Source organism: Collinsella sp. LCP19S3_F2, assembly GCF_052121015.1.
Lineage (GTDB): Bacteria > Actinomycetota > Coriobacteriia > Coriobacteriales > Coriobacteriaceae > Collinsella.
The window spans coordinates 48,144-71,065 of record NZ_JBQKFA010000002.1 but is presented as its reverse complement, the minus strand read 5'-3'; the positions used below and the strand labels follow the sequence as shown (position 1 = coordinate 71,065).

Here is a 22,922-nt window from a genome sequence, read left to right as displayed (position 1 = left end):
ATTGATGTAGATAGCCGCTGCGGCAACAATCAATCCGATTCCGACAATGATGAGCAAGATAGGGAAAATCGACCGACGTTTTTTGCGCGGCTGTTGGACATGTCCCGCCGAGTCCTTATGGGCCGGTGGCGTAGTACGCTGCGGCGATTTCGCCGTGCTATACGCCGAAGGACGGTATGCGGCAGGCGTATTCTGGCGCTGGCGGCGCTGCCCTGTCGGCACCACGGGGCGTGGGGCACGGGCATGCTGGGGAGAGGATGCCCGACCCTGCTGAGGCGCACGGCTGTCAGCGGGCTTTGAAGGGTCGGGGATTTGAGAGGACCTAAAACGTTTTCCCTGATAGTCGGACATAACTCTCCTTATGGCACAAAAGGAATGGTGGCGATCTTACGCGTCAGCCATCTCCTGTTTCATTTTCTCAATGACCGTACGATACTCGGGGTCGCAAGCACCCAGAATCTGTGTGGCGTAGATAGCGGCGTTCTTGGCGCCGTTGATGGCAACACAGGCTACGGGCACGCCCGAAGGCATTTGCACCATCGACAACAGCGAATCCATGCCGCCCAGGTCACTCGTCTTCATAGGAACACCGATAACCGGCAGCGGCGTAAAGGCAGCCACGACACCGCCCAAGTGAGCGGCCTTGCCGGCGGCGGCGATAATCACCTTGATACCGCGATCGGCAGCAGTCGAAGCCCACTCGTGAACCTTCTCCGGCGTGCGGTGCGCGCTTGCGATCACGAGCTCATAGGGCACGCCCAGCGCCTCGAGCTCGGCGGTGCAGCCTTCCATAACGCCCAGATCGGACTTGGAGCCCATGATGATCCCGACAACCGGCTTCTGATCTGCCATAAATAAAGACCTCCTGTTGAGAGCGGTGACGCGGCGAATCCGCGACCCTTAACTACTGAGAGTAGTATAGCCGCTCCCGTCCCTGCGGTCTGTGGGTGCTCTGCAGCGGCCCGGTGTTTTCATCTTCACTCCGGTTGCTACGCAAAGTCGCTCAGCTAAATAACCCAGCCCGCCGCGGGGCACCCGGGGACCTACCGGATATTGCCATGACGTACGTTGGCTGATTTGGTTTGGAATGGGAGGTTGACGAGGCTGAAAGTCCCTCCTACATAACGTGGGCGCCGTCGTTCGAATGAACGACGGCGCCCACACTCAATTTTATTCAGCCCTAGTCATCGCGCAAAGTCCCTTCGACAGCGCACGGTGCAGCAAAGTCACCGCAGGCCGGGGCGGGAGGGGCCGAGTTTCCTCCTGAGCGACTCTGCTTGCAGCCGGAGCGAAAGGGGGAAATCTCGGCCCCTCCCGCCCCGGCCGACCAGGTCACATTACACCGTGTACTGCGGCAGGTCCTGCAGGGCGATGACGTCCATGCCCATGTCGTTGGCGCTGCCGTGGCCCTGCTGGTCCTCGCGCACCGCTTCGATAGCACTCACGTAGGTGTTGGCGGCAGACATCGCCGTCACGCAGGTCACGCCGCGGCGCACCGCCTCGGTGCGCAACAGATAGCCGTCGCCGCGCGAGCCCGGGCCGTACGGCGTATTGATGATCACCGCGATCTTGCCATCGGCGATAAGGTCACCGATGTTGGGGCGCTCGCCGTCGTGCGGGCCGCTGATCTTTTCCACGACCTCGCACGTCACGTTGCCTCCGCGCAGCACGCGCGCCGTACCCTCGGTAGAGCAGATGTCAAAGCCCAGATAGCGCAGGATACGGGCGACCGAAAGGATATGGCGCTTGTCGCGATCGCACACGCTAATGAACACCTTGCCAGCGCTCGGATCGGGCAGCTTGTAGTCAATCGCCAGCTGTGTCTTGGCGTATGCCTCGGGATAGCTCTTGGCGACACCCATGACCTCGCCCGTCGACTTCATCTCGGGCCCCAGGATAACGTCGGCTCCCGGGAAACGGCCCCAGGGCATAACGGCTTCCTTCATGCAGAAGCAGTCCAGCTGGCGCTCGTCGCTCGGCAGGCCCAGGCTCGCGATGGAATCGCCCGCCATGATGCGCGCCGCGCACTTGGCCAGCGGCACGCCGGTGGCCTTGGAGATAAACGGCACGGTACGGCTTGCGCGCGGGTTGGCCTCGATCACGTAGACGGTCTCGCCCTTGATGGCATACTGCACATTGACCAGGCCGCGAACTCCCAGCGCCATCGCGATGCGGCGCGTGGTCTCGCGGAGCTTCGCCTGCAGACTCTCGCTAAAGCTAAACGGCGGAATGCAAGTCGCGGAGTCACCGGAGTGGATACCGGCCTCCTCGATATGCTCCAGAATACCGCCGATGTAGACCTCCTCGCCGTCGCACAGGGCATCGACATCGGACTCGATCGCGCCCTCCAGGAAGCGGTCGAGGTACACCGGGTAGTCGGGGCTAATGCGGGCAGCCTCGGCCATGTAATCGTGCAGATGCTCGGCATCGTAGGCGATCATCATGCCGCGGCCGCCCAACACATAGCTCGGACGAACCAGCAGCGGGTAGCCGATATGCGCGGCCACGGCCTCGGCCTCCTCAAACGAGGTGGCCTGACCCGCCGGCGGGTACATAATGCCCAGCTTGTCGAGCAGGGCGGCAAAGCGCTCGCGGTCCTCGGCAAAATCGATGGCATCGGGCTTGGTACCCATGATGTTCACGCCGCTCTCCTCGAGCATGCGCGCCAGCTTAAGCGGGGTCTGGCCGCCGAGCGTCACCACGACGCCGTCGGGGCGCTCAACATCGATAACGTCCATGACGTCCTCGTAGGTGAGCGGCTCAAAGTACAGACGATCGGACGTGTCGTAGTCGGTCGAGACGGTCTCGGGGTTGCAGTTGACCATGATGGTCTCGAAGCCACGGGCCGCCAGCGCGTAGCTCGCGTGCACGCAGCAGTAGTCAAACTCGATACCCTGGCCGATACGGTTGGGGCCGGCACCCAGAATCATCGCCTTGGGCTTATCTGCCGGCGTGGTCTCGTCGGGGGCAACGCACTTCTTGGCGACCGGGCTCGTGCGGTAGATGTTTTCGTAGGTCTTGTAGTGATACTCCGTGGCACTCGAGAACTCAGCAGCGCAGGTGTCGACCGTCTTCATGCTGGGAACCACGCCCAGGCCCTTACGGTAAGCGCGAACAAAGCGCTCGTCCGAGCCGGTCAGCGCGGCAATCTCGGCATCGCTCGTGCCATACTGCTTGAGCAGGCGCATCGCGTCGGCGTCGATGTCCTCCACGCGCAGGCCGCGAATGCTCTCCTGGACCTGCACCATATCGTTGATACGGTTGAGATACCACGGATCGATGCCGCAGATGGCGTGGATGCGCGCGACATCCCAGCCACGACGCAGGGCCTCGACCACAAAGAAGATGCGGTGCTCAGTCGGGGTGCCCACGGCCTGAGCGAGCTCGTCGTCGCTCAGCTTATCGGCACCTTCCTTGCCACCAGCGCAAATGCCCTGATGCCCGTCCTCCAGCGAGCGCATGGCCTTGCCAAAGGCCTCCTCAAAGGTGCGGCCGATCGCCATGATCTCGCCCACGGCTTTCATGCGCGTTGTGAGCGTGGGGTCGGTACCCTTGAACTTCTCAAAGGCAAAGCGCGGCACCTTGACCACACAGTAGTCGATCGTGGGCTCAAAGCAGGCAGGCGTGGCTTTGGTGATGTCGTTGACGATCTCGTCGAGCGTGTAGCCCACGGCCAGGCGAGCGGCGGCCTTGGCGATGGGGAAGCCCGTGGCCTTGGAGGCCAGTGCGGACGAACGGCTCACGCGCGGGTTCATCTCGATGACGATCAGGCGACCGGTCTGCGGGTTCACGGCAAACTGCACGTTGGAGCCACCGGTCTCGACGCCGATCTTCTCCAGAATGGCGAGCGAGGCGACACGCATGCGCTGATACTCAAGGTCGGAGAGGGTCTGCGCCGGCGCCACGGTGATGGAGTCGCCGGTATGCACGCCCATGGGGTCGAGGTTCTCGATGGAGCACACGATGATGCCGTTGCCGGCGTGGTCGCGCATGACCTCCATCTCGTACTCTTTCCAACCCTCGATGGACTCCTCGACCAGTACCTCGTGGGCGGGCGAAAGCTCAAGGCCTTGGCTCACGATGGAGACGAGCTCCTCGCGGGTGTGCGCGATGCCGCCGCCGGCGCCGCCCAGGGTAAAGCTCGGGCGCAGCACGCAGGGATATCCCACGCGCTCGGCGATGGCCTCGGCGTCGGCCACGCTGTAGGCATAGCCCGAGCGCGCGACCTCCAGGCCGATCTCGGCCATGGCCTCGTTAAAGAGCTTGCGGTCCTCGCCGCGCTCGATGGCGGCAAGGTCGCAGCCGATCATCTCGACGCCGTACTGGTCGAGCGTGCCGTCCTTTGCCAGCTCGACGGCGGCGTTCAGACCGGTCTGGCCGCCCAGCGTGGGCAGCAGCGCGTCCGGGCGCTCCTTCTTGATCACGCGCTCGATAAATTCGGCGGTGATGGGCTCGACATAGGTGCGGTCGGCCAGTCCCGGGTCGGTCATGATGGTCGCCGGGTTGGAGTTGACCAGGATGACCTCAAAGCCATCCTCCTTGAGCACCTTGCAGGCCTGGGCGCCGGAGTAATCGAACTCGCAGGCCTGGCCAATGACGATGGGACCCGAGCCAATGACGAGGATACGCTTGATGTCAGTACGCTTAGGCATGTTAGTTCTCCTCGGTCTCAGTCGTGGCGGAACCATTGTCGGCAAAGTTCCAGCCCTGCAGGCGGTCCTTCGCGGTGTCGATGTCCAGGTAGTTCTCCTCGCCGTCCATGAGTCGCGTAAAGGCGGTAAAGAGATAGTGGGCATCGGTGGGACCGGGCGAGGCCTCGGGGTGGTACTGGACCGAGAAGCACGGGGCGTCGAGCAGCTGAATGCCCTCGGCGGTGCCGTCGTTGAGGTTCACGTGCGTCAGGCGAATGCGGCCAAAGCGCTCGTTCATCACGACGGGCGCGATACCACGGCGCACCCAGACGCGCAGATCGCCGTCGGCCGCATGCTCGGTCTCGCCGCCCGAAAGTTCGGGGACAAGCTTGCCCAAGCTGGGGAACAGCAAGCCAAAGCCGTGGTTTTGCGCGGTAATTTCCACGCGGCGGCTGACCAGGTTCATAACCGGCTGGTTACCGCCACGGTGACCGAATTTGAGCTTTTCCATCTGGGCACCGCATGCCAAGCTGATCATCTGGTGACCCAGGCAAATGCCAAAGACGGGCACCTTGCCGATCAGCTGCTGCACCTGCTCGTAGGTCTCTACCACGGCATCGGGGTCGCCGGGGCCGTTGGACAAAAAGACGCCATCGGGATTCATGTCGAGTACCTGACGCGCGGGTGTATCCCACGGCACGACGGTGAGGTCGCAGTCAGCACGGACCAGACCCTCCAGGATGCCACGCTTGACACCGCAGTCGTACGCGACCACGTTGTGGCGGGCGGGAGCGGGGGCCGCAAGCGCAAAGCCATGCTCGGCGGGCAGATCGCTCCCGGCGAACGGATGGGGCGCAGGGCAGCTCACGGTCTTGACCAGGTTCTCCCCCACCAGCGTGGGAGCAGAGGCCAAGCGCTCGGCAAGCTCGTCGATGTCGAGGACCTCGGTCGAGATAATGCCCATCTTGGAGCCATTGTCGCGCAGGTGGCGCACCAGGGCTCGGGTGTCGACGCCCTCGATAGCGACGATGCCGTGTGCGCGCAGGTACTCCGGCACGCTGACGGCCGAGCGCCAGTTAGAAGGCGTGGCACACATGTCGCGCACGACCATGCCGCGCATGGCGGGAGCACTCGCAGGGCGCACGTCATCGCCGGGGAAGGCGGACTGGACATCGGTCTCGTCGATGCCATAGTTGCCAATCTGCGGATAGGTCATGGTAACGATCTGGCCAGCATAGCTCGGGTCGGTCATAACCTCAAAGTAACCCTCGAGTGAGGTATTGAAGCAGACTTCGCCGGTCGCGGTGCCCTCGGCACCACATGCACGGCCATAAAAAATGGTCCCATCCTCAAGGTACAGGATGCAGGGACCGCAAGCACCCTTGCTGGTTTTGGCCAGCATGCGCTGGCACAGTTCGCTGGGCGCGATGGTGCGGGCGGCAGCGCCCGCAATATGGTTGTTCGCCATAGTTCTCCTTCCCGGTCTCTCGGGACCGGCTTAAAGGTGTGTAGTTAGGCCTCGCGGTATTTTAACCGTAAGTATGCCGTATGGCGTTAATTACATAGAATTGTTTACAAAATGATAATTATGACTTCTTATGCATAATGATTTTCTGGGACGGGATTAAAAAATCATTCTGAAAGCAGAGCTTTGTCGCTGAGTAGTCAATTTGGGACGGGGCTATTTTAGCTGCCCCGTCCGTCAATCAACCCAACCGTCGTGCCACCAGCCGGGGTAGCTAAAATAGCCCCGTCCCAAATTGACTACTCGCCAACCGCATACATGACAGAATAATTTTTTAATCCCCGTCCCAGAAAAATCATCCCGCGTGGGCTTGCGGCTCACGCGGGATGTCATCGTTCTATGTGGCTGCGGACTACTTTTGCTTGTCCTGCTCAAGTAATTCGGACGGGGTGCGGCCAAGCTTGCCGCCACGGAAAATCTCGCGGCCGTGCAGGCGGTGCTCCAGGTCACGTTCGGCCTTTTCCTCGTCAATCTTAGTCTGGCTCACCGCCGGGTCCTCGATGAGCGACGATACCGAGTTCACCTGTTTCTGAATGCGCTCGGCAATGGTTTCATCCATGCTCACGATACGCATCTTCCAGTCGATATTGGTGGCGTTAGAAGAGCTCTTGGTCCAGACGAATGTCAGGATGGCGCTCTGGTGGCCCTGGGCGGGAAACATGCCAAAGAAGGAATCATGCTGAATCCTGCTGTCCTCGTCGATATAGGCGTGGACGTTATACACCACACGGTCAATCTTGTCGTTGAGCAGGGCATTGGTTGCGAGCGCCGCCGCCTGAATCTGACCGTTGGACAGCAACTCGAGTTCATTGGCAGAAGACGTGTCCAGCACCGTCACCTCAACCGTGCCCGTACCCTCGTCGGCCTCGTCGACGGTAAAATCGAGCGGGAACTGTGTAAAGCCGTTGCCCCATTCAAGTCCACCTTTGAGCGCGGTCGAGACGGTATCCACCGAAACGCTCTCGGAGAGGTTCGCGGTGTTCAGGCGTCGCATCACGCCGTAGCCGATCTGCATGCCCACAATCAGCACCAGGATGCCGATAACAACGACCATGGCAGTCTTCGTAATGGTATGGCTCACCTGCGAACCCGAAGGATCGTCCTCGGACAGCGGGTCGATATGTTTTGCCTGGCTCGCGCGATCCTCGCTGCGCAGCCGCGCCAGTGTCGCCTTGTCACCGCGTTTGACGGCAGACTCTTTCTCGCGCATGCGCTCGGTACGCTTTTTGGCGAGTGTAGGATCCAAGACGCCGGATGCATCGATTTCGGAGAATAACTCCGTCACTTCTTCCGGAGTCAGATGGTTCTTATCAGCCATAACCTTCCTGTCATATCAATCAGTCGAGCTCGTGCGCACGCGCACCTTCGAACTGCATTCGATAGTAACGGGCATAAGTGCCGCCACGGGCGAGAAGCTCCTCGTGCGTGCCACGTTCCACAACGCGACCATGCTCAACCGTCGCAATCTCGTCGGCATGCTTAATGGTCGAGAGACGGTGAGCGATGATGATCGTGGTGCGGCCACGAGCCAAGCGCTCGAGCGACTCCTGCACTGCCTCCTCGCTCTCGTTATCCAGAGCACTGGTCGCCTCATCCAAAATAAGGATCTTGGGATTTTTGAGAAACACGCGCGCGATGGCGACGCGCTGCTTTTGACCACCAGAAAGACGGCTGCCGCGCTCGCCCACCACGGTGTCATAGCCCTGCGGAAGCGACTCGATAAAAGCATCGATGTTGGCGCGATGGGCCGCCTCGGCGATTTCTTCTGCCGTGGCGCCCGGCTTGCCATAGGCGATGTTCTCGCCAATCGTTCCGTCGAACAGATAGACATCTTGCTGCACCAGGCCGATGGATTGGCGCAGGCTACGCTGCGTCACGTCGCGCACATCCTGGCCGTCAATGCTAATGGAGCCGGCGGCAACGTCGTAAAAGCGCGGCAACAGCGAACAAGTCGTTGATTTGCCGCCGCCCGAGGGACCAACCAAAGCGATGGTTTGACCGGGCTTAATGGACAGATCCATATGGTCGATAACGGGACGCGTCCCGTCGCCCGCGCCCAGCTCGACATCCTCGTAGCTAAAGCACACGTCGCGATACTCAACAGCGCCGGCCGTCACCTGCAGATCCGCAGCACCCGGCTTATCCTGAATATCGGGGACAGTCGAGAGCACCTCGTCCATGCGCTTAAAGCCGGCGATGGCTTTCTGATACGTCTCGGCCGAATTGACGAGTGTCTCAAGCGGCGTGCAGAACAGCGAAATGTAGAGCGCGAAGGTTGCCATATCGACCGCCTGCAGCTGGCTTTGGGCAACGAGCCAACCGCCCAGCAGCACCACGATTACATAGAGCACGCCCGAGAGCAGACCATACGTCGCGGTGTAGACGCCCATGGCGTGATACATGTTTTCCTTGGACGAAAGGTAGCGATCGTTAGAGGCACGGAACTTAGAGCGTTCGGTCTGCTCATTGGCAAAGCTTTTGACCACACGCATGCCCGCCAGCGAATCCTGCAGCTGCGCATTGATGCCGCTGATCTTTTTGCGGTTATCGCTAAAGACCTCGCGCATGCGCATATTCTGCCAAAACATAATGACCGCGAACACCGCCGTCACCACGGCCATGGCGAGCGCGAGCACCGGCGCAATGGTAAACAGAATCACAAACGAGCCAATGATCTCGATACCGCAAATAATGATCCATTCGGGCACGTGGTGCGCCGCCTCGCAGATATCGAACAGGTCGTTGACCACGCGGCTCATCATGTCACCCGAGCTGTTGCGATCAAAGTACGCAAAGCTAAAACGCTCGTACTGATCGAACAAGTCCTCGCGCATCTTGGACTCCATGCGCGCGCCCATCACGTGGCCCCAATAGCTCACAAAGTAGCGGCAGGCGCAGCGGGTGGCATACATCAGCACCAGTCCCACCGCGATCATACCGAGCGCCTGCATAATGGCAGTCTGGCCCTGGGTAAACAGCCCGCCGCACAGATTGCGCAGGATAATGGGAAACGCCAGGTCAATGGCGGCGAGCACCAGGGCGCAAATGGTATCGGCAACAAAAAGCCCCATCTGGGGCTTGTAGTAAGACAGAAAACGCTTCAGCATGTGATCCTCAAAGAAATATCAGCAACGTAAGACCCTGGGACAAAGCAATCAGTAGCACTTGTCCCAGGGCTATCCCCACTCGTTACAGCTCAGAACCACCAAGGCGGTGTGCGATGCTGTCGCAGGCAAGCGCGCCCACGACGGTCTTGGCGTCCTCGATCTTGCCGTCGAGCACGGCATCGATCAGCTCGTGCAGCGGCACCAGGTCAACGTTGACAAACTCGTCATCGTCGGGGTTGGGCGCATCGAACTCGAGCTTGGTGGCAAGGTAGATGTGAATAATCTCGTCGCAAAAACCACAGGTCGTGACAATCGACGTTAAAAAGCGAATGCGCCCGGCCTTAAAGCCCGTCTCCTCATGCAGCTCGCGCCTGGCACAATCGAGCGGGTCCTCGCCTGGGTCGAGCTTGCCGGCGGGAATCTCAACCGTCACGCGGTCGATGGCGGTGCGGTACTGACGCACCAGTACGATCTTGCCGCTCTCGGTCAGCGCCACAACGGCCGCCGCACCCGGATGGCGAACGATATCGCGGGCGCTGCGGTGACCGTTGGGCAGCTCAACCTCAAGACGGTGGACGTCGAGGATCTTGCCCTTCCAGGCGCACTCCTCCGAAAGAATCTTCTCGTGCAGCTCGGCATCGTGCGGGTCGTCGTCGCCCAGCACCAGCGCCGGCTCGTCAGCGACCTCGCCACCAGGCTCGCCCTCGGCGTGCCCATACATGTGGCTGTCCTCTTCGACGATTTGCGCGTCCACGAGCTCTTCGTTCTTCTCGTCCATCCGTATCATTCCTCTCGGATTTTAGGCATCCCAGGCGTCGCGGCCGCGCAGCGCGCGCAGGCCAATGTCGTGACGCAGGGTCTTGCCCTCAAAATCGATCTTCTCGCAAGCTTCGTAGGAAAGGTTGCGAGCGTTCTCGAACGTGTCGCCCAGCGCGGTCACGGCGAGCACGCGGCCGCCGTTGGTCACGAGCTGGCCGTCCACCACGGCGGTGCCGGCGTGATACACGGTCACGTTCTCCATGGCCTCGGCATCCTCGATGCCGGTGATGACCTTGCCCTTCTCGTAGCTGCCGGGATAACCCGCGCTCGTCAGGACAACGGCCACCGCCCACTCGTCACGCCAATCGAGCTCAATCTGGTCGAGCTCGCAGTTAGCGCAGGCAAGCATGACCTCGACCAGGTCGTTCTTAAGGCGCGGCAGCACGACCTGCGTCTCGGGGTCGCCAAAGCGGGCGTTAAACTCCAGCACCTTGGGGCCGGCGGGGGTAAGCATAAAGCCGCCGTACAGGCAGCCACGGTAATCGATACCCTCGGCGGCGAGCTCGGCCACGGTCTGCTCCATGACCTTCACCATGGTGGCATGCTCCTCGTCGGTCACGATAGGCACCGGGCTGTAGACGCCCATGCCGCCCGTGTTGGGACCAAGGTCGCCCTCAAGCGCGCGCTTGTGGTCCTGCGAGGTGGCCATGGGGCGCACGGTCTTGCCGTCGGTAAAGGCCAGCAGCGAGCACTCGGGGCCAACGAGCATCTCCTCGATAACCACGGTGTTGCCGGCGTCGCCAAAGGTGCCGCCAAAGCACTCGCGCACGGCCTCTTCGGCCTGCGAAAGCTCGGTTGCCACAATAACGCCCTTGCCCGCGGCAAGACCGTCGGCCTTCACGACCAGCGGAGCGCCCTGCTCGCGCACATAGGCGAGAGCCGAAGCCTCGTCGGTAAACGAGCCGTAGGCGGCCGTCGGAATGCCCGCGCGCTCCATGAGCTGCTTGGAGAACAGCTTAGAGCCCTCCATCTGGGCGCCCTCGGCACCCGGGCCAAAGCAGGGAATACCCGCCGCGCGCACGGCGTCGGCCACGCCCGCCACGAGCGGAGCCTCGGGGCCAATCACCACGAGTCCGCATCCGTGGCTCTGTGCAAACGCCGTCACGGCAGCAGAATCGCAATCGTCGAGAACCACGTTCTCGCCGCAGCTCGCGGTGCCGCCGTTGCCCGGGGCGATGTAGAGCTTGCCGGCGCGCGGTGATGCCGCGAGCTTGGCTGCCAAAGCATGCTCGCGGCCGCCGCTGCCCAACAACAGGATGTCGATGGTTTGAGTGTCCGCCTTCAAGGGTGCCTCCTCTATGGATTAACGGCCCGTCAACCATGCGGGCCCATTACAAGCAAATATACCCCTCGGCCGCCCGTCCGGGCTGCGAAGGGGTATATCGCAATAACCAAATAACGCCGATTACTTCCAGAATCGGTTGATGATCTGCTCGCGGCCGGCGCCAACACCGACAAACGTCACGCGCGTGTGCGCCAGATCCTCGACATATGCCACGTAGTCCTGAGCCTCCTGCGGCAGCTCCTCAAAGCTGCGGCAGCCGGTGATATCGCACTTCCAGCCAGGAAGCTCCTCGTAGATGGGCTTGGCATGCTCAAAGCGCACCTGGTGCTCGGGCACGCTGGTGTAGCGCTCGCCGTCGACGTCATAGGCCACGCACACCTTAATGGTGTCGAAGACCGAAAGCACGTCGAGCTTGGTCAGGGCGATGTCGGTAAGACCGTTGACGCGCGAGGCGTAGTTGGCGATGGGACCGTCAAACCAGCCGCAGCGACGACGGCGACCGGTGGTCACGCCGTACTCATAGCCCTCCTCGGTCAGCGTATGGCCGGCCTCGGACTCGTAGGAAAGCTCAGTGGGCATGGGGCCTGCACCGACGCGGGTGATGTAGGCCTTCATGACGCCCAGCACGCGGTCGACGTTTTTCATGCCAACACCAGAACCGGTGATCGCGCCGCCGGCGGTGCAGTTGGAAGACGTGACAAACGGATAGGTGCCGTGGTCGATATCGAGCAATGTTGCCTGGGCGCCCTCAAAGAGCAGGGTCTTGCCCTCATCGATCATGTTGTTGAGCAGCAGGCTCGTCTCGGTGATGTACGGGCGCAGGCGCTCGGCCATGGGCAGGTACTCTTCACAGATCTGGTCCACGGTGTAGGTGGGCAGGCCGTAAAGCAGCTCGAGCTCGGGATTCACGCGGGCAAGAGCGGTTTCCAGCTTGTCGCGGAAGAGCTCCTCGTCCAGCATGTCCTGCATACGAAGGCCAATACGGGCCATCTTGTCCTGATAGCACGGGCCAATGCCGCGCTTGGTGGTACCGATACTCTTCTTGCCGAGCTTCTGCTCAAAGGCTCCGTCCAGGTCGACGTGATACGGCATGATCACGTGTGCGTTGCCGCTGATCTTGAGGTTCTTGGTGGTGATGCCATCGGCCTCGAACATGTCGATCTCCTCAAGGACAACCTTGGGGTTGACGACGCAGCCGTTGCCAATCACCGACACGTGGTCGGCGTACATGATGCCGGAGGGCACCTGGTGCAGGCCGTACTTCTTGCCGTTGACAACGATGGTGTGCCCGGCGTTGTTGCCGCCCGAATAGCGCACGACGGCATCGAAGTCGCCGGCGATCAGGTCGCAGATCTTACCCTTGCCCTCATCGCCCCACTGGGCACCGACCAAAACGGTTGACGGCATGTTTACTCCTTACATACATGGACTGTCTGCGCGCCACACGGCGGGCAGAAGCACAAAACATTCCCAGTATACCCGTGCAACGGGCGCCTGTCCTACTCCTCGGTATGCACCCCATCAAGCTCATAGAACTTGGTAGATGCCGGCAGGAACATCAGGTCGACGTCACCGATCGGGCCCGAACGGTTCTTGGCCACGACAATACGCGTGACGCCCTCGTCGGGTCGGTCGTCGCGCGAGGCCTCAGCCTCGTCGGCGGAACGGTCCAAGAACATGACGATATCGGCGTCCTGCTCGATGGAGCCCGATTCGCGCAGGTCGGAAAGCTGCGGGCGCTTGCCGGTACGGGATTCGACCTGACGCGACAGCTGAGATAGCGCGATCAGTGGGATCTTGAGTTCCTTGGCCATAATCTTTAAGCCACGAGACATTTCGGAGACCTCGACGGTGCGGCTCTCGGAACGGCGTCCTGGCGGAGGACTCACCAGCTGCAGGTAGTCCAAGATAATGATGGCCTTCTCCTTGTTGTGGAGCATGCGGCGGCTCTTGGCGCGAATCTCGGTCACCGTGGTGCCGGGCGTATCGTCAATCAGAATATCGAGCTTGGACAAGGTCTGCGTGGCCTCGTTGATATTGGCCCACTGCTCGGGGCTAATGCGACCCATGCGAAAATCACTGATCGAAATCATGGCATAGGCGCAAATCAGGCGCTGGGCAATTTCCTTGCCCGACATCTCCAGCGAGAAAAAGCCGACGGTGTAGCCCGCAGCGGCGGCATTGAGCGCCAGGTTTAGAGCGAACGAGGTCTTACCCACGGCGGGGCGGGCGCCGATAATGATGAGCTGGCCCTCGCGGAAGCCCATAAGCATGCGATCGAGTGACGGGAAGCCCGTGGGAACGCCCGCTGCCTGGCCACCGGCCTGGCACACTTCCTCGGCCTCGTTATAGGCCTCGACCATAAACTCGGTCAGTGTCTTGTAGCTCGACTTAACCTCGCGCGCCGTAACCTTGAGCAGCTTGCTCTCGGCCAGCTCCACGACCTCTTTGGTATCGGTGGGGGCGTTATAGGCCAGCGCGTTAATCTCGTTGGTGGCGCCAATCAGCTCACGCAGCATCGAGTCGCGACGAACGATGGCGGCATGGTGCTGCCAGTTGACGAGCGACAGGGTCTGACCCATCAGCTCCAAAATGTACGCCTCGCCGCCCACGGCATCGAGCTTGTTGATGCTTCGCAGGTAATCGATCAGCGAGATGGAGTCGATGGGAATGCGACTGTTGTACATATCGACCATCGCGGTATAGATGGTCTTATGAATGGGCCGGTAGAAATCGTCGGGCTGCAGCTCGACCTGGGCTTCTTCGACCACCTCGGGCGATAGCAGCATGGCGGCCAGTACGTTGGCCTCTGCATCTTGGTTTTGGGGGAGACCCAACTTGGAGCCGCGGTCCTCGACCGTCAGCCATGTCTCCCTATCGTCGTATGCCATGAGCATCCTCATTCATATCGCTTGCGAGCATCCATAGTATCAGCCACAGCTTTAAATCGAGGCGCGCCTTAATAATCATCACCGAACCAAACGGATGAACGGTCCCTTATGTGCGTTGTGTTAGACCACTTTGGATACTGGGACTTTTCCTATAATCTTTCTTGCTTAAATAGCAGGCGAAAGCGAAGGAGCTCCTATGGTCACCAAGGATGATGCGTGTTGGATAATCGGCCTTTCCGCAGGTGCGGGCATTGGCGTATATCTTGATGGCGGCTGGGGCGTCGATGCGCTTGTCGGGCGTGAGACCAGGGCTCATAACGACATCGACCTGTTCGTTCAGCGCGGGGATTACCAAAGGTTCGTGGATCTAATTGCTGATGAGGGGTTTTCCGAGGTGGCTGCATCTTTCACCACCGAAGATCACACGGTGTGGCAAGACGAGGCGGGACGCATCGTCGACCTGCATTGCTTCGATTTCGCCGAGAATGGCGATATTCTGTATCAGGGAGATCGTTTTCCCGGGGAGGTCTTTTCGGGGAGGGGGCGCATCGGCGAGGTGGAGGTGTCGTGCATCGACCCCGAAAGCCAGCTGTTGTTTCACTTGGGCTATCAGCATGACGAGCACGACGTCCACGATGTCATGCTCCTATGCCGTGAGTACGGTTTCGACGTTCCCGAAGAATATCGCTAGCTGTTGCTTTTTGCATCGGGTCACGACTTCAGCGCTTGCCGCAGATGCGCTGCGCCAGACCGCCCTGGACATCACGCCACGCCGTATATGGCCCTCCGCGCACGCGAGTCCCATTTCGCCTGCTTGATCCAGTACTCGTAGAACGGATAGGGGGTCACCTTGTACTGGCGCCAGGTCTTCTCGTACGTGCCGCGGGCCGCCTGCCTCACTATGAGCTCGGCGAGCTCGTCCGCGCTCCTGCGGACCTTGAAGCACCACGTCCACTTGAACCAGGCGAGGTAGTTCTCGAGGCGTCTCGTGGAGACGCCCCGGAACCTGCCGATGAAGTGCCTCATCTGGGAGTGGAGGCTGTTCACCCTGTTGATGGCGTGCTCCTCCCTCTTGCTGGCGATGTGCTCGCCGACGCCGAGGGCGGGCAGGACGCGGCGGTACACGTGCGCACGGTCCGTCGAGATTATCGCGCCGACCGCGAGCTTGTCGGCGAGCAGCTCCCTGGCTGCCGCCTCGTCGAGGCCGCCCCTCCCCGCGATCTCGTAGAAGATGTCGCCGGCGTCGTTGATGCCGGTGAGCACGCATATCTTCTCGTGCCCGTCGGTTCCCTGCGACCTTGTGCGGGGCTTCCTGGGCATGCCGGACTCCGACCTGGAGCGGTTTCCCTTGAAGCTCTCCCTGAAGAAGCACTCGTCGAGCTCGGCCCCGCCACCGGCCTCCACGCGGAAGGCGGGCATGCGCTTGGCCATGGCCTCGAGCAGCCTGTGGCGCATGAAGAACGCCGTCTTGAGGCACACGCCGCACTTTTCCGCCGACTCGCGCAGCGGGAGCATGTCCACGTGGCACTCCGCGAACCTCATCCAGGCCGACCTGTCGAGCTTGGTGGTGGAGAAGATGCGCATGGTGGCGTCGGTGAAGGTTCTGGCGCACCCTCGGCAGAGGAACCGCTGACGGCCGCGCCCGTCTCGCCCCCTCTTCACGTAATGCGGGGAGCCGCACCAGGGGCAGGCTCTGTCGGGATCGTCTTCCGCCCCCTCGCTTGCCGCAAGGTCGAAAAGCTCCGCGTCTATCAGCGCCTTGAGCGATCTCAGGGCCCTGCTCTTCTCGGCAGCCGTCATCTGCGGGAGGAACTGCCTCGTCAGCTGGGTGAGCACGTCTTCCATTGCAACCTCCATCTTTCCTGATGATGGAATTGTCGCAATTGGGGGTCCTGCTGCGTGTACTGTGCATAGGACACTTATCCAAAGCGGTCTAACACAACGCTTATGTGGGACTACATCTCCATGTATGACGTGACACCCACTCAGCGCAAAAAATAAAAGGGCGCCCCGGTCTCCCAGAGCGCCCTTCTTAGAACAAGATTGTTGCGTTGCAGCAAATGCTACTCGGCAGCAGCCTCGGTCTCGACCTCGGCGGTCTCGGCCTCGGTGACCTCAGCGGCCTCCTCGACCTCAGCCTCGGCAGCGAGCTCCTCGGCGGTAACGCCGACGAGAACGACAACCTCGGCCTTGATCTCGCGGTACAGCGAGATGGCAACGGTGTGGGCACCGGCAACCTTGATGGGCTTACCGAGCTCGACGCGCTTGCGGTCGATGTCCATACCGAGCTGATCCTTGATGGCGTCAGCGATCATAGCGGCGGTGACGGAGCCAAAGAGGATGCCCTCGTCGCCGACCTTGACGTCGACGGTGACCTGCTTGCCCTCGAGGGCAGCCTTGGTCTCGTTGGCGGTAGCCAGACGGACGGCCTCGCGCTTGGCGATGTTGTTGCGACGCTCGTCAAGCTGCTTGAGGTTGCCCTTGGTGGCGGCAACAGCGAGCTTCTTGGGGAACAGGAAGTTCTCAGCGTAACCCTGAGCGACCTCTACGACGTCACCCTCGCCGCCCTTGCCCTTGATCTCATCGAGAAGAATAACCTTCATGATGCGTCTCCCTTCTTAGCCGCGGTCGCGGTTGCCACGAGAGGAAACCACGGGGACGGTGTACGGCAGGAGAGCCATCTCGCGGGCACGCTTGATGGCGTTGGCGATGTCATGCTGATGCTGCGTGCAAGCGCCAGTGACGCGACGGGGCTTGATCTTGCCACGGTCGGTCATGTACTTACGGAGAAGCTGAGTGTCCTTATAGTCGATGAACTCAGTGTTCTCCTTGCAGAACTGGCAGTACTTACGACGCGGCTGACGTGCAGAAAAATCATTAGCCATGTCAAAATACCTTTCATTTGGCAACTTCGGCGAACCGAAGCCGCCTCTCACTCAAAAATAGGTGAACAACCCTTAAAACGGGATGTCCTCATCGTAGACATCGACCGCGGGCGGCGTAGCCACCGGTGCGGCAGGACGTGCTGCGGGCGCGGGAGCTGCGGGGGCGTAACCGCCCTGATCGTAGCCACCCTGGCCACCGCGGGAGCTCATAAACTCGATCTCATCGACGATGACCTCAAGCTTGCTCCTGCGCTGACCGTCGCGCTCCCAAGAGCTGTAGCGCAGCTTGCCCTCGATCGCGACCTTGTTTCCCTTTGCCAGGAAACGGCTCACGGCCTCGGCGCGGGTGCCGAACATAGTGCAGTCGACAAAGTTGGGATAGTCCTCCCACTCGCCAGTCTGCGCATTGCGGCGGCGATCGTTCACGGCGACGCCAAAGGACAGAACCTGGGTTCCGCCGGCAGTGGCGCGCAGCTCGGGATCGCGGGTGAGGTTACCGGTGATGTTCACTCGATTGATGCTCATTACTCACTACTTCCTCTTGGGGCACAAGCCCAGTCCAAAACGACAGTCTTACTCCTGGTCGTCGCGACGGACGATCATGTGGCGGACCACAGCGTCGGTGATGCGCAGGACGCGATCAAGCTCGGCGATCTGGGTAGGATCTGCGTGGAAGTTGATGAGGGTGTAGTCACCATCGGTGAGGTCGTTGATCTCGTAGGCGAGCTTGCGCTTGCCCCACTCGTCAACGGAGTCGACCTTGCCAGCGCCCTCAGCGATCGTGGTATCGATACGCTTCATAACAGCGAGACGAGTCTCGGGGTCGAGCGACGGGTCAACAAAGAACAGCAGTTCATAAGCCTTCATATTGTCACCTCCTCTGGACAAATGTGGCTTCAGGTCGTGAAGGTGCGCCTGAAGCAGGAAAAGACTTGGTAATAGTATCTTTCAACCTCCCAGGCTGCAAGAATATGCAGCTACAACCTCATGACCTCCACATATGCCCATACTCGCACGGCCTTTCTTGCATATTCCAACCAAATGCTGTCCAAGAGCTTGACGGATTTGAGGACAAGGGCGGGTACATACCGACTTTCTGCCAGATAACCGCAAGTCGCTCGCAGCATGGCTGCGGTCGCAAAATGCATACCAGCGGCTCTCCGCGCACACAAAATCCACCGGAACTTAAGTATTTGGAGCAGATAGAACCCCTGTTTGGGCGGGCATCTCGGCATCGCACCCGTCAGTCCACCCCCCTTGCGTATTCAGCCAGCACGCGCTCGAGATATGCCAGGACTCCGGCGGTGAAGTAATTAGGCTTGTAATCGGCGTTGCTCGACTTGTTGTTCTTGATCACGACGTTGACCCCGGCGAGCTTCGAGATAGGCGTGTCGTGGCTCGCCGTGATCGCAATGATCTCGTATCCGAGCTCGGCAGCGTGGACGCACGACGGAAACAGGGCCATTCCGCTCTCATTCAAGACCAAAAGCACACCATCGCTCATCGCATCCGCCACGCCATGCCCATACGGCATCGCCGATATCCCCAGCTCGCCCAAGCGGATGAGCATATATTCGAGGCAGATCTCGACATCGCCCACCGAATCGATGAGGACCGTCTGTCCAGCATGGCGCTTAAGAACCGAAACGACCATCTCCACGCTCTCAGCCAACGCCCCCACAGACTCCCCCGAGCCGTGGTAGTGCCTCAGCTGCTCCGTGAAGTCGCTCCAGCTCGCATAGCCCAAGCTCACCGCAGCGCGCGCGACCGTCGAGCGGGCGACACCCGTCGCCTCCGCCGTCTCGCGCACCGTGGGCCTCTTTCCCAGTCGAGCCCTCGACCGTACGTATTCGTACACCCTGCTCTCATTTGCCTTCATCTAAGCCAGCCCCCTACTGAGCCCCGAGTAGACGGCAAATGCCTTCTCGAGCAGTACGATCACTCGAGAAACGAACATGTCCGTCTCGAGGCCGTCATTTTGCGCAATCGGGACGACCATATCGGCATCGGTGTCGCTGGCGCGGCGCCTATCGTCCGAGACCACCACGATAAAGAAGCCTGCCCTCCGCGCGGCAGAGAGCATGCCTTTGCCGTAATCGTCCACCTGTCCTCGCCCCTCTCTTCCCGGCAGCTCTTTGTGAAAGTAGAAAAAGGCCACCCCGGGCTCCAGACCACAGGGGTCCGCCATGGCATAGTCGTAGGACGGAGGAACCGATAATCCAAACGAAGCGAGCTTGCGGCTCATATACGAGGCGATGAGCGCTGCGCACCGGCGGTCCCCCGAGAAGATGAAGTTGCCCTTGCCCCGGCACGCGAGAAACACATGCGCCAGGCTCCCCGCCTGCGCGTCGGCATCTCCCTCGACGATGCGCCGGGGGAGCAGCAGGGTGTCGCTCGACTGGGCGTTGAGGCGCACGTTGCAGGCAAAGTCGTTGAAACCGCGATATCCGAGCTTTTGAACCGCCTTGATAACAGTCCCTTTTGCCACATGGCACTCCTCAGCGAGCTCTGTGAGCGTAATCTCCTCGTTTTGCGCGACATGTTGCGAGATATGGCGAAACACCGCCCGCTCGAGCTCAGAAAGATGAACCACAACAACACCTCTTTTGCACTCCGAAACGCCAAAAAGCGGCTCCATCCACAAAGGAATAGAGCCGCATCATAACGCACATCTCGAAAAGACGTCCTATTTGACGTCCTATTTGACTACTTAAGCTCGGGCCAGTACTCCTTGTTTGCCGCGATGTAGTCATCGAGCAGGGCGCGGGCCTTATCCGTGTCGTTAACCAGGCGGTTGAGCGTCAGCGCGTCGAGGGCTTTGCGGTAGCTCCCCTCGAGTGCAGCATCGGCCGTCAGCTTCTCGTAAGCAAACTGGTTCTCAAGCAGGCCTTTCTGGAAGGCCGGGATCTCGCCCACGTTAAGCGGCTCGAGGCCGTTGGTGCCGGCGATGCAGGGAACCTCGACCATGGCGCCCTCGGAGAAATTGGGGATGATGCCGTTGTTCTCGGTCATGCACAGGAACACATCGTGCGTGTTGTGGGCGAGGGCGTAGGCGAGGTCGACGATATAGGTGGCGTGGTCGTCGTCCTTGAGACTTTCAAGCGTAAAGGCGTACTTGGTACCCTCAAACTTGCCGTTGGCGATAACCTCGTCAATCATCTCGAAGATCATCTTCTCGTGACCGTTCATGACCTCATCAGCGCGGGTGTAGTCGGGGTTTTCCTCGGCAAGCATATGCTGATTGTACAGATAGTACTGGAGGTAGGTGTTGGGAAGCATACCGTCGCTGCACTCGCGGACCATCTTGCGCATAAAGTGGAAGGTTGCCGACCAGCTGGCATCGAGCTCGCTGAAGGCCTCCTCGGGAAGGTCCTCAGAGAAGATCTCGCGCAGGCGCGGCAGGTAATCCTCGCCGGTCTCCTTGTCGAGCACTGCCGTGAACCAGCCATAGTGGTTCAGCCCGAAGTAACGCGGCTCGATGGAGTTGCGGGGCACGCCGAGAGCGTCTGCGTACTGGTTCATGATGCCTACGGGCATATCGCAGATATTGATGACGCGCTTGTCGCCGGGGAAGACGCGCTTGGTAGCCTCGGCGACAATGGCCGCCGGGTTGGAGTAGTTGAGCACCCAGGCCTCGGGGGAGTACTTGCGGATGTTCTTGATGATGTCGCAGACAGCGGGGATGGAGCGCATGCCGTAAGCAAAGCCGCCGGCGCCGCAGGTCTCCTGGCCGATGCAGCCGTGCTTAAGGGCGATGTGCTCGTCGGAGCGACGCATCTTCATGCGACCGGCGCGAATCTGCATAAAGGCAAAGTCGATATCGGTAAAAGCTACCTCGGGATCGGTGGTGTCAATAACCTCGCAGCCGGGATAGTACTCATTCATCAGCAGGCGGCCGTACTCGCCCACCTTGGCCTGGCGATCGTATTCGTTATCGTACAGAACGACCTTGGACAGGGGAAAACGCTCCTGCTCGGCCACGAGCATCTTAAGGATACCCGGCGTATAGCGAGAGCCGCCTCCGACGATACAGACCGTGAACTTTTTGTCTTCCATGATGTTCTCCTTAATCTTGATTAAGTCGGGGTGAAGCCTTGGCCCCACCCCGGACCGACTAACTTGAGAGGTCCGCGTATAGGACCTAGGCTCTATGAGAGGGATTAATCCCCTTCACGGCCGAGCGCGTGGTTGACGGCGTCCGCAACCTCCTGGACCTTCATGCCCACGACGACCTGGATATTGTTGGGACCACCCTCGACGATACCGCTGTTCTGCACCTTGTTGAGAGTGTCCTTGTCGACAAGGCCCATGTCGTTGACGTCAACGCGCAAGCGAGTGAAGCAGTTCATGACGCGCTTGATGTTGGCGGGACCGCCAAAGCCCTCGATAAGCGTCTGGACATCCTCCGCAGAGACGGCCGAGGACTGCTCACCAGAGCCGATCTCGCCCGAGACATCGCTGCCAAAATCGTCCTCGCGGCCCGGCGTGACGAGGTTGAGCTTGAGAATCAGGAAGCGGAAGACAACGAACCACACGAGGATTGCAATTGCGCCGACAGGAATGATTACAAACCAGTGGGAGAGGTCCGCAGGAAGGGCGATCAGGCCGGGAACCGTCTCGATGAAGCCGGTAAGCAGCGCGCGCCACCCGGTTGCGAACAGGATGCACTGGAACAGGCCGTCGAGCGCTGCGTTGACCACAAAGAGAATCGGCGAGGCCCAGAGATACATGAACTCGAACGGCTCGGTGATACCGGCAAGGATAGCCACAAGGGCGGCCGGAACGAGCATGGCGCGAACCTGCGAACGGTGCTCGGGCTTGGCCACGCTGATAAAGGCGAGGACCGTGCCGATGGTGCCAAACCACTTGCCAAAACCGAGCAGGCTGAACCTGATGGAGGGATCCATGGCGGTGATAGATGCGGTGTTGCCAAGCTCGGCCATAAAGATGTTGTAAGAGCCAGAGACAGCCTCGCCGGCGATCTGAGCGGTGCCGCCCACGGCGGAGTACATAAAGGGCATCCAGAGCAGGTGGTGCATACCTGTGGGGATCAGGAGCTTGTTGAGGAAACCGTAGACCCACTGACCGGCGTAACTGGCGGAATACATGAAGCTCTGCAGGCTGTTGATCCAGCCATTGACGACCGGCCACACATAGCACATCGCAACGCCGAGCACGATCGCAATCACGAGCGTGATGAGAAAGACAAAGCGGGTGCCGCCATAGGTGCTGATGACCTCGGGGAATTTGACATCGCAGAACTTGTTAAACGCCCAGCCGTTGATGCAGCCCAGAATAATGCCGATAAACACGCCCATATCGACCACCTGCACGCCAAGGACCATGCCTTGGCCGGTACCATAGAGGCCGTTGGTGGCATCCACCAGCATGTTGTTCTGGGTGAGCCAGAAATTGTTGGCAAACAGGAAAATCAGGAACGTCGACGCCGCAATCACGGCCGCATCGCCCTTCTTCTTATTGGCCAAGGCGCACGTGAGGCCGATGCAAAAGATCAGACCGAGGTTTCCCACGACACCCGAGTTGACGCAATTGTACAGAAGCTGACCGAGAACGTTGAGCGGGGCGGGCATACCGTCCATTTTGAGAATGACGCTGAAGGCGAGCAGGATGCCGGCAACAGCGAGAAACATGACCGGCTTGATGATTGCGCCCGAGAAGCGCTTCATCGCTCCTTGGATATCGATTTTCACCATATCCTCCCTAAATATGATTTGAATCAACCGATATTTGCAAAGGCTTAAACCTTTGCCACTGCAGC

General features: G+C 60.3%; 19 protein-coding genes. 1 reads left to right on the top strand and 18 read right to left on the bottom strand.

Annotated elements, in window-relative coordinates; genetic code table 11:
• Positions 1-387: 387 nt before the first annotated feature.
• From purE to dnaB, 9 genes are all read right to left on the bottom strand, one after another.
• The gene (purE, locus tag ACTQX9_RS01995) at positions 388-852 is read right to left on the bottom strand and encodes a 5-(carboxyamino)imidazole ribonucleotide mutase (protein ID WP_441540334.1); all 465 of its coding nucleotides are present in this window, start codon (positions 850-852) and stop codon (positions 388-390) included.
• A 485-nt stretch (positions 853-1,337) separates the two neighbouring features.
• Positions 1,338-4,652: a carbamoyl-phosphate synthase large subunit gene (gene carB, locus ACTQX9_RS01990; RefSeq protein ID WP_441540333.1), complete on the bottom strand. Its 3,315-nt coding sequence runs from the start codon at positions 4,650-4,652 to the stop codon at positions 1,338-1,340.
• Position 4,653: 1 nt separating this feature from the next.
• Positions 4,654-6,099, bottom strand: coding sequence for a glutamine-hydrolyzing carbamoyl-phosphate synthase small subunit (gene carA / locus ACTQX9_RS01985; RefSeq protein WP_441540332.1), 1,446 nt, complete (start codon positions 6,097-6,099; stop codon positions 4,654-4,656).
• Between the two features lie 409 nt (positions 6,100-6,508).
• Complete coding sequence (locus ACTQX9_RS01980) at positions 6,509-7,474, bottom strand: hypothetical protein (RefSeq protein WP_441540331.1); 966 nt, start codon at positions 7,472-7,474, stop codon at positions 6,509-6,511.
• Positions 7,475-7,493: 19 nt separating this feature from the next.
• Positions 7,494-9,263, bottom strand: coding sequence for an ABC transporter ATP-binding protein (locus ACTQX9_RS01975; protein WP_441540330.1), 1,770 nt, complete (start codon positions 9,261-9,263; stop codon positions 7,494-7,496).
• Between the two features lie 82 nt (positions 9,264-9,345).
• A complete protein-coding gene (locus tag ACTQX9_RS01970; RefSeq protein WP_441033470.1) occupies positions 9,346-10,041 on the bottom strand; it encodes an NUDIX domain-containing protein in 696 nt (231 codons plus the stop codon).
• A 21-nt stretch (positions 10,042-10,062) separates the two neighbouring features.
• Positions 10,063-11,367: a phosphoribosylamine--glycine ligase gene (gene purD / locus ACTQX9_RS01965; protein WP_441540329.1), complete on the bottom strand. Its 1,305-nt coding sequence runs from the start codon at positions 11,365-11,367 to the stop codon at positions 10,063-10,065.
• 120 nt (positions 11,368-11,487) lie between these two features.
• Complete coding sequence (locus tag ACTQX9_RS01960) at positions 11,488-12,774, bottom strand: adenylosuccinate synthase (protein WP_441540328.1); 1,287 nt, start codon at positions 12,772-12,774, stop codon at positions 11,488-11,490.
• 92 nt (positions 12,775-12,866) lie between these two features.
• A complete protein-coding gene (gene dnaB / locus ACTQX9_RS01955; RefSeq protein ID WP_427718155.1) occupies positions 12,867-14,264 on the bottom strand; it encodes a replicative DNA helicase in 1,398 nt (465 codons plus the stop codon).
• 190 nt (positions 14,265-14,454) lie between these two features.
• Here dnaB and ACTQX9_RS01950 point away from each other — a divergent pair, with 190 nt between their 5' ends.
• On the top strand, positions 14,455-14,949 hold the full coding sequence (locus tag ACTQX9_RS01950; RefSeq protein WP_039689008.1) for a nucleotidyltransferase domain-containing protein: 495 nt from the start codon (positions 14,455-14,457) through the stop codon (positions 14,947-14,949).
• Between the two features lie 71 nt (positions 14,950-15,020).
• Here ACTQX9_RS01950 and ACTQX9_RS01945 read toward each other — a convergent pair whose 3' ends face one another.
• From ACTQX9_RS01945 to ACTQX9_RS01905, 9 genes are all read right to left on the bottom strand, one after another.
• Positions 15,021-16,103, bottom strand: a complete 1,083-nt coding sequence (locus ACTQX9_RS01945) for an IS1595 family transposase (RefSeq protein ID WP_441540327.1) — start codon at positions 16,101-16,103, stop codon at positions 15,021-15,023.
• Positions 16,104-16,321: 218 nt separating this feature from the next.
• Positions 16,322-16,861: a 50S ribosomal protein L9 gene (gene rplI / locus ACTQX9_RS01940; RefSeq protein WP_117843040.1), complete on the bottom strand. Its 540-nt coding sequence runs from the start codon at positions 16,859-16,861 to the stop codon at positions 16,322-16,324.
• A 15-nt stretch (positions 16,862-16,876) separates the two neighbouring features.
• On the bottom strand, positions 16,877-17,143 hold the full coding sequence (gene rpsR / locus ACTQX9_RS01935) for a 30S ribosomal protein S18 (protein ID WP_006235829.1): 267 nt from the start codon (positions 17,141-17,143) through the stop codon (positions 16,877-16,879).
• 72 nt (positions 17,144-17,215) lie between these two features.
• Positions 17,216-17,668, bottom strand: a complete 453-nt coding sequence (locus ACTQX9_RS01930; RefSeq protein ID WP_006235830.1) for a single-stranded DNA-binding protein — start codon at positions 17,666-17,668, stop codon at positions 17,216-17,218.
• 48 nt (positions 17,669-17,716) lie between these two features.
• Positions 17,717-18,010: a 30S ribosomal protein S6 gene (gene rpsF, locus ACTQX9_RS01925; protein ID WP_006235831.1), complete on the bottom strand. Its 294-nt coding sequence runs from the start codon at positions 18,008-18,010 to the stop codon at positions 17,717-17,719.
• Positions 18,011-18,386: 376 nt separating this feature from the next.
• Positions 18,387-18,953: a hypothetical protein gene (locus ACTQX9_RS01920; protein ID WP_441537046.1), complete on the bottom strand. Its 567-nt coding sequence runs from the start codon at positions 18,951-18,953 to the stop codon at positions 18,387-18,389.
• 69 nt (positions 18,954-19,022) lie between these two features.
• Positions 19,023-19,736 (bottom strand): hypothetical protein, encoded by a 714-nt coding sequence (locus tag ACTQX9_RS01915; RefSeq protein ID WP_441537045.1) that lies wholly within the window; start codon positions 19,734-19,736, stop codon positions 19,023-19,025.
• Positions 19,737-19,849: 113 nt separating this feature from the next.
• Positions 19,850-21,199, bottom strand: a complete 1,350-nt coding sequence (locus tag ACTQX9_RS01910; protein ID WP_441063252.1) for a family 4 glycosyl hydrolase — start codon at positions 21,197-21,199, stop codon at positions 19,850-19,852.
• Positions 21,200-21,303: 104 nt separating this feature from the next.
• Positions 21,304-22,857 (bottom strand): PTS transporter subunit EIIC, encoded by a 1,554-nt coding sequence (locus tag ACTQX9_RS01905; RefSeq protein ID WP_441063254.1) that lies wholly within the window; start codon positions 22,855-22,857, stop codon positions 21,304-21,306.
• Positions 22,858-22,922: the final 65 nt, after the last annotated feature.

Excerpts from the sequence above, each read along its gene's own strand:
- ACTQX9_RS01980 (WP_441540331.1), bottom strand. The coding sequence starts at position 7,474 with ATGGCTGATAAGAACCATCTGACTCCGGAAGAAGTGACGGAGTTATTC.
- ACTQX9_RS01910 (WP_441063252.1), bottom strand. The coding sequence starts at position 21,199 with ATGGAAGACAAAAAGTTCACGGTCTGTATCGTCGGAGGCGGCTCTCGC.
- rpsR (WP_006235829.1), bottom strand. The coding sequence starts at position 17,143 with ATGGCTAATGATTTTTCTGCACGTCAGCCGCGTCGTAAGTACTGCCAG.
- carB (WP_441540333.1), bottom strand. The coding sequence starts at position 4,652 with ATGCCTAAGCGTACTGACATCAAGCGTATCCTCGTCATTGGCTCGGGT.
- ACTQX9_RS01945 (WP_441540327.1), bottom strand. The coding sequence starts at position 16,103 with ATGGAAGACGTGCTCACCCAGCTGACGAGGCAGTTCCTCCCGCAGATG.
- ACTQX9_RS01970 (WP_441033470.1), bottom strand. The coding sequence starts at position 10,041 with ATGGACGAGAAGAACGAAGAGCTCGTGGACGCGCAAATCGTCGAAGAG.
- ACTQX9_RS01950 (WP_039689008.1), top strand. The coding sequence starts at position 14,455 with ATGGTCACCAAGGATGATGCGTGTTGGATAATCGGCCTTTCCGCAGGT.
- ACTQX9_RS01905 (WP_441063254.1), bottom strand. The coding sequence starts at position 22,857 with ATGGTGAAAATCGATATCCAAGGAGCGATGAAGCGCTTCTCGGGCGCA.
- ACTQX9_RS01960 (WP_441540328.1), bottom strand. The coding sequence starts at position 12,774 with ATGCCGTCAACCGTTTTGGTCGGTGCCCAGTGGGGCGATGAGGGCAAG.
- carA (WP_441540332.1), bottom strand. The coding sequence starts at position 6,099 with ATGGCGAACAACCATATTGCGGGCGCTGCCGCCCGCACCATCGCGCCC.
- rpsF (WP_006235831.1), bottom strand. The coding sequence starts at position 18,010 with ATGAAGGCTTATGAACTGCTGTTCTTTGTTGACCCGTCGCTCGACCCC.
- ACTQX9_RS01975 (WP_441540330.1), bottom strand. The coding sequence starts at position 9,263 with ATGCTGAAGCGTTTTCTGTCTTACTACAAGCCCCAGATGGGGCTTTTT.
- ACTQX9_RS01930 (WP_006235830.1), bottom strand. The coding sequence starts at position 17,668 with ATGAGCATCAATCGAGTGAACATCACCGGTAACCTCACCCGCGATCCC.
- dnaB (WP_427718155.1), bottom strand. The coding sequence starts at position 14,264 with ATGCTCATGGCATACGACGATAGGGAGACATGGCTGACGGTCGAGGAC.
- rplI (WP_117843040.1), bottom strand. The coding sequence starts at position 16,861 with ATGAAGGTTATTCTTCTCGATGAGATCAAGGGCAAGGGCGGCGAGGGT.
- purE (WP_441540334.1), bottom strand. The coding sequence starts at position 852 with ATGGCAGATCAGAAGCCGGTTGTCGGGATCATCATGGGCTCCAAGTCC.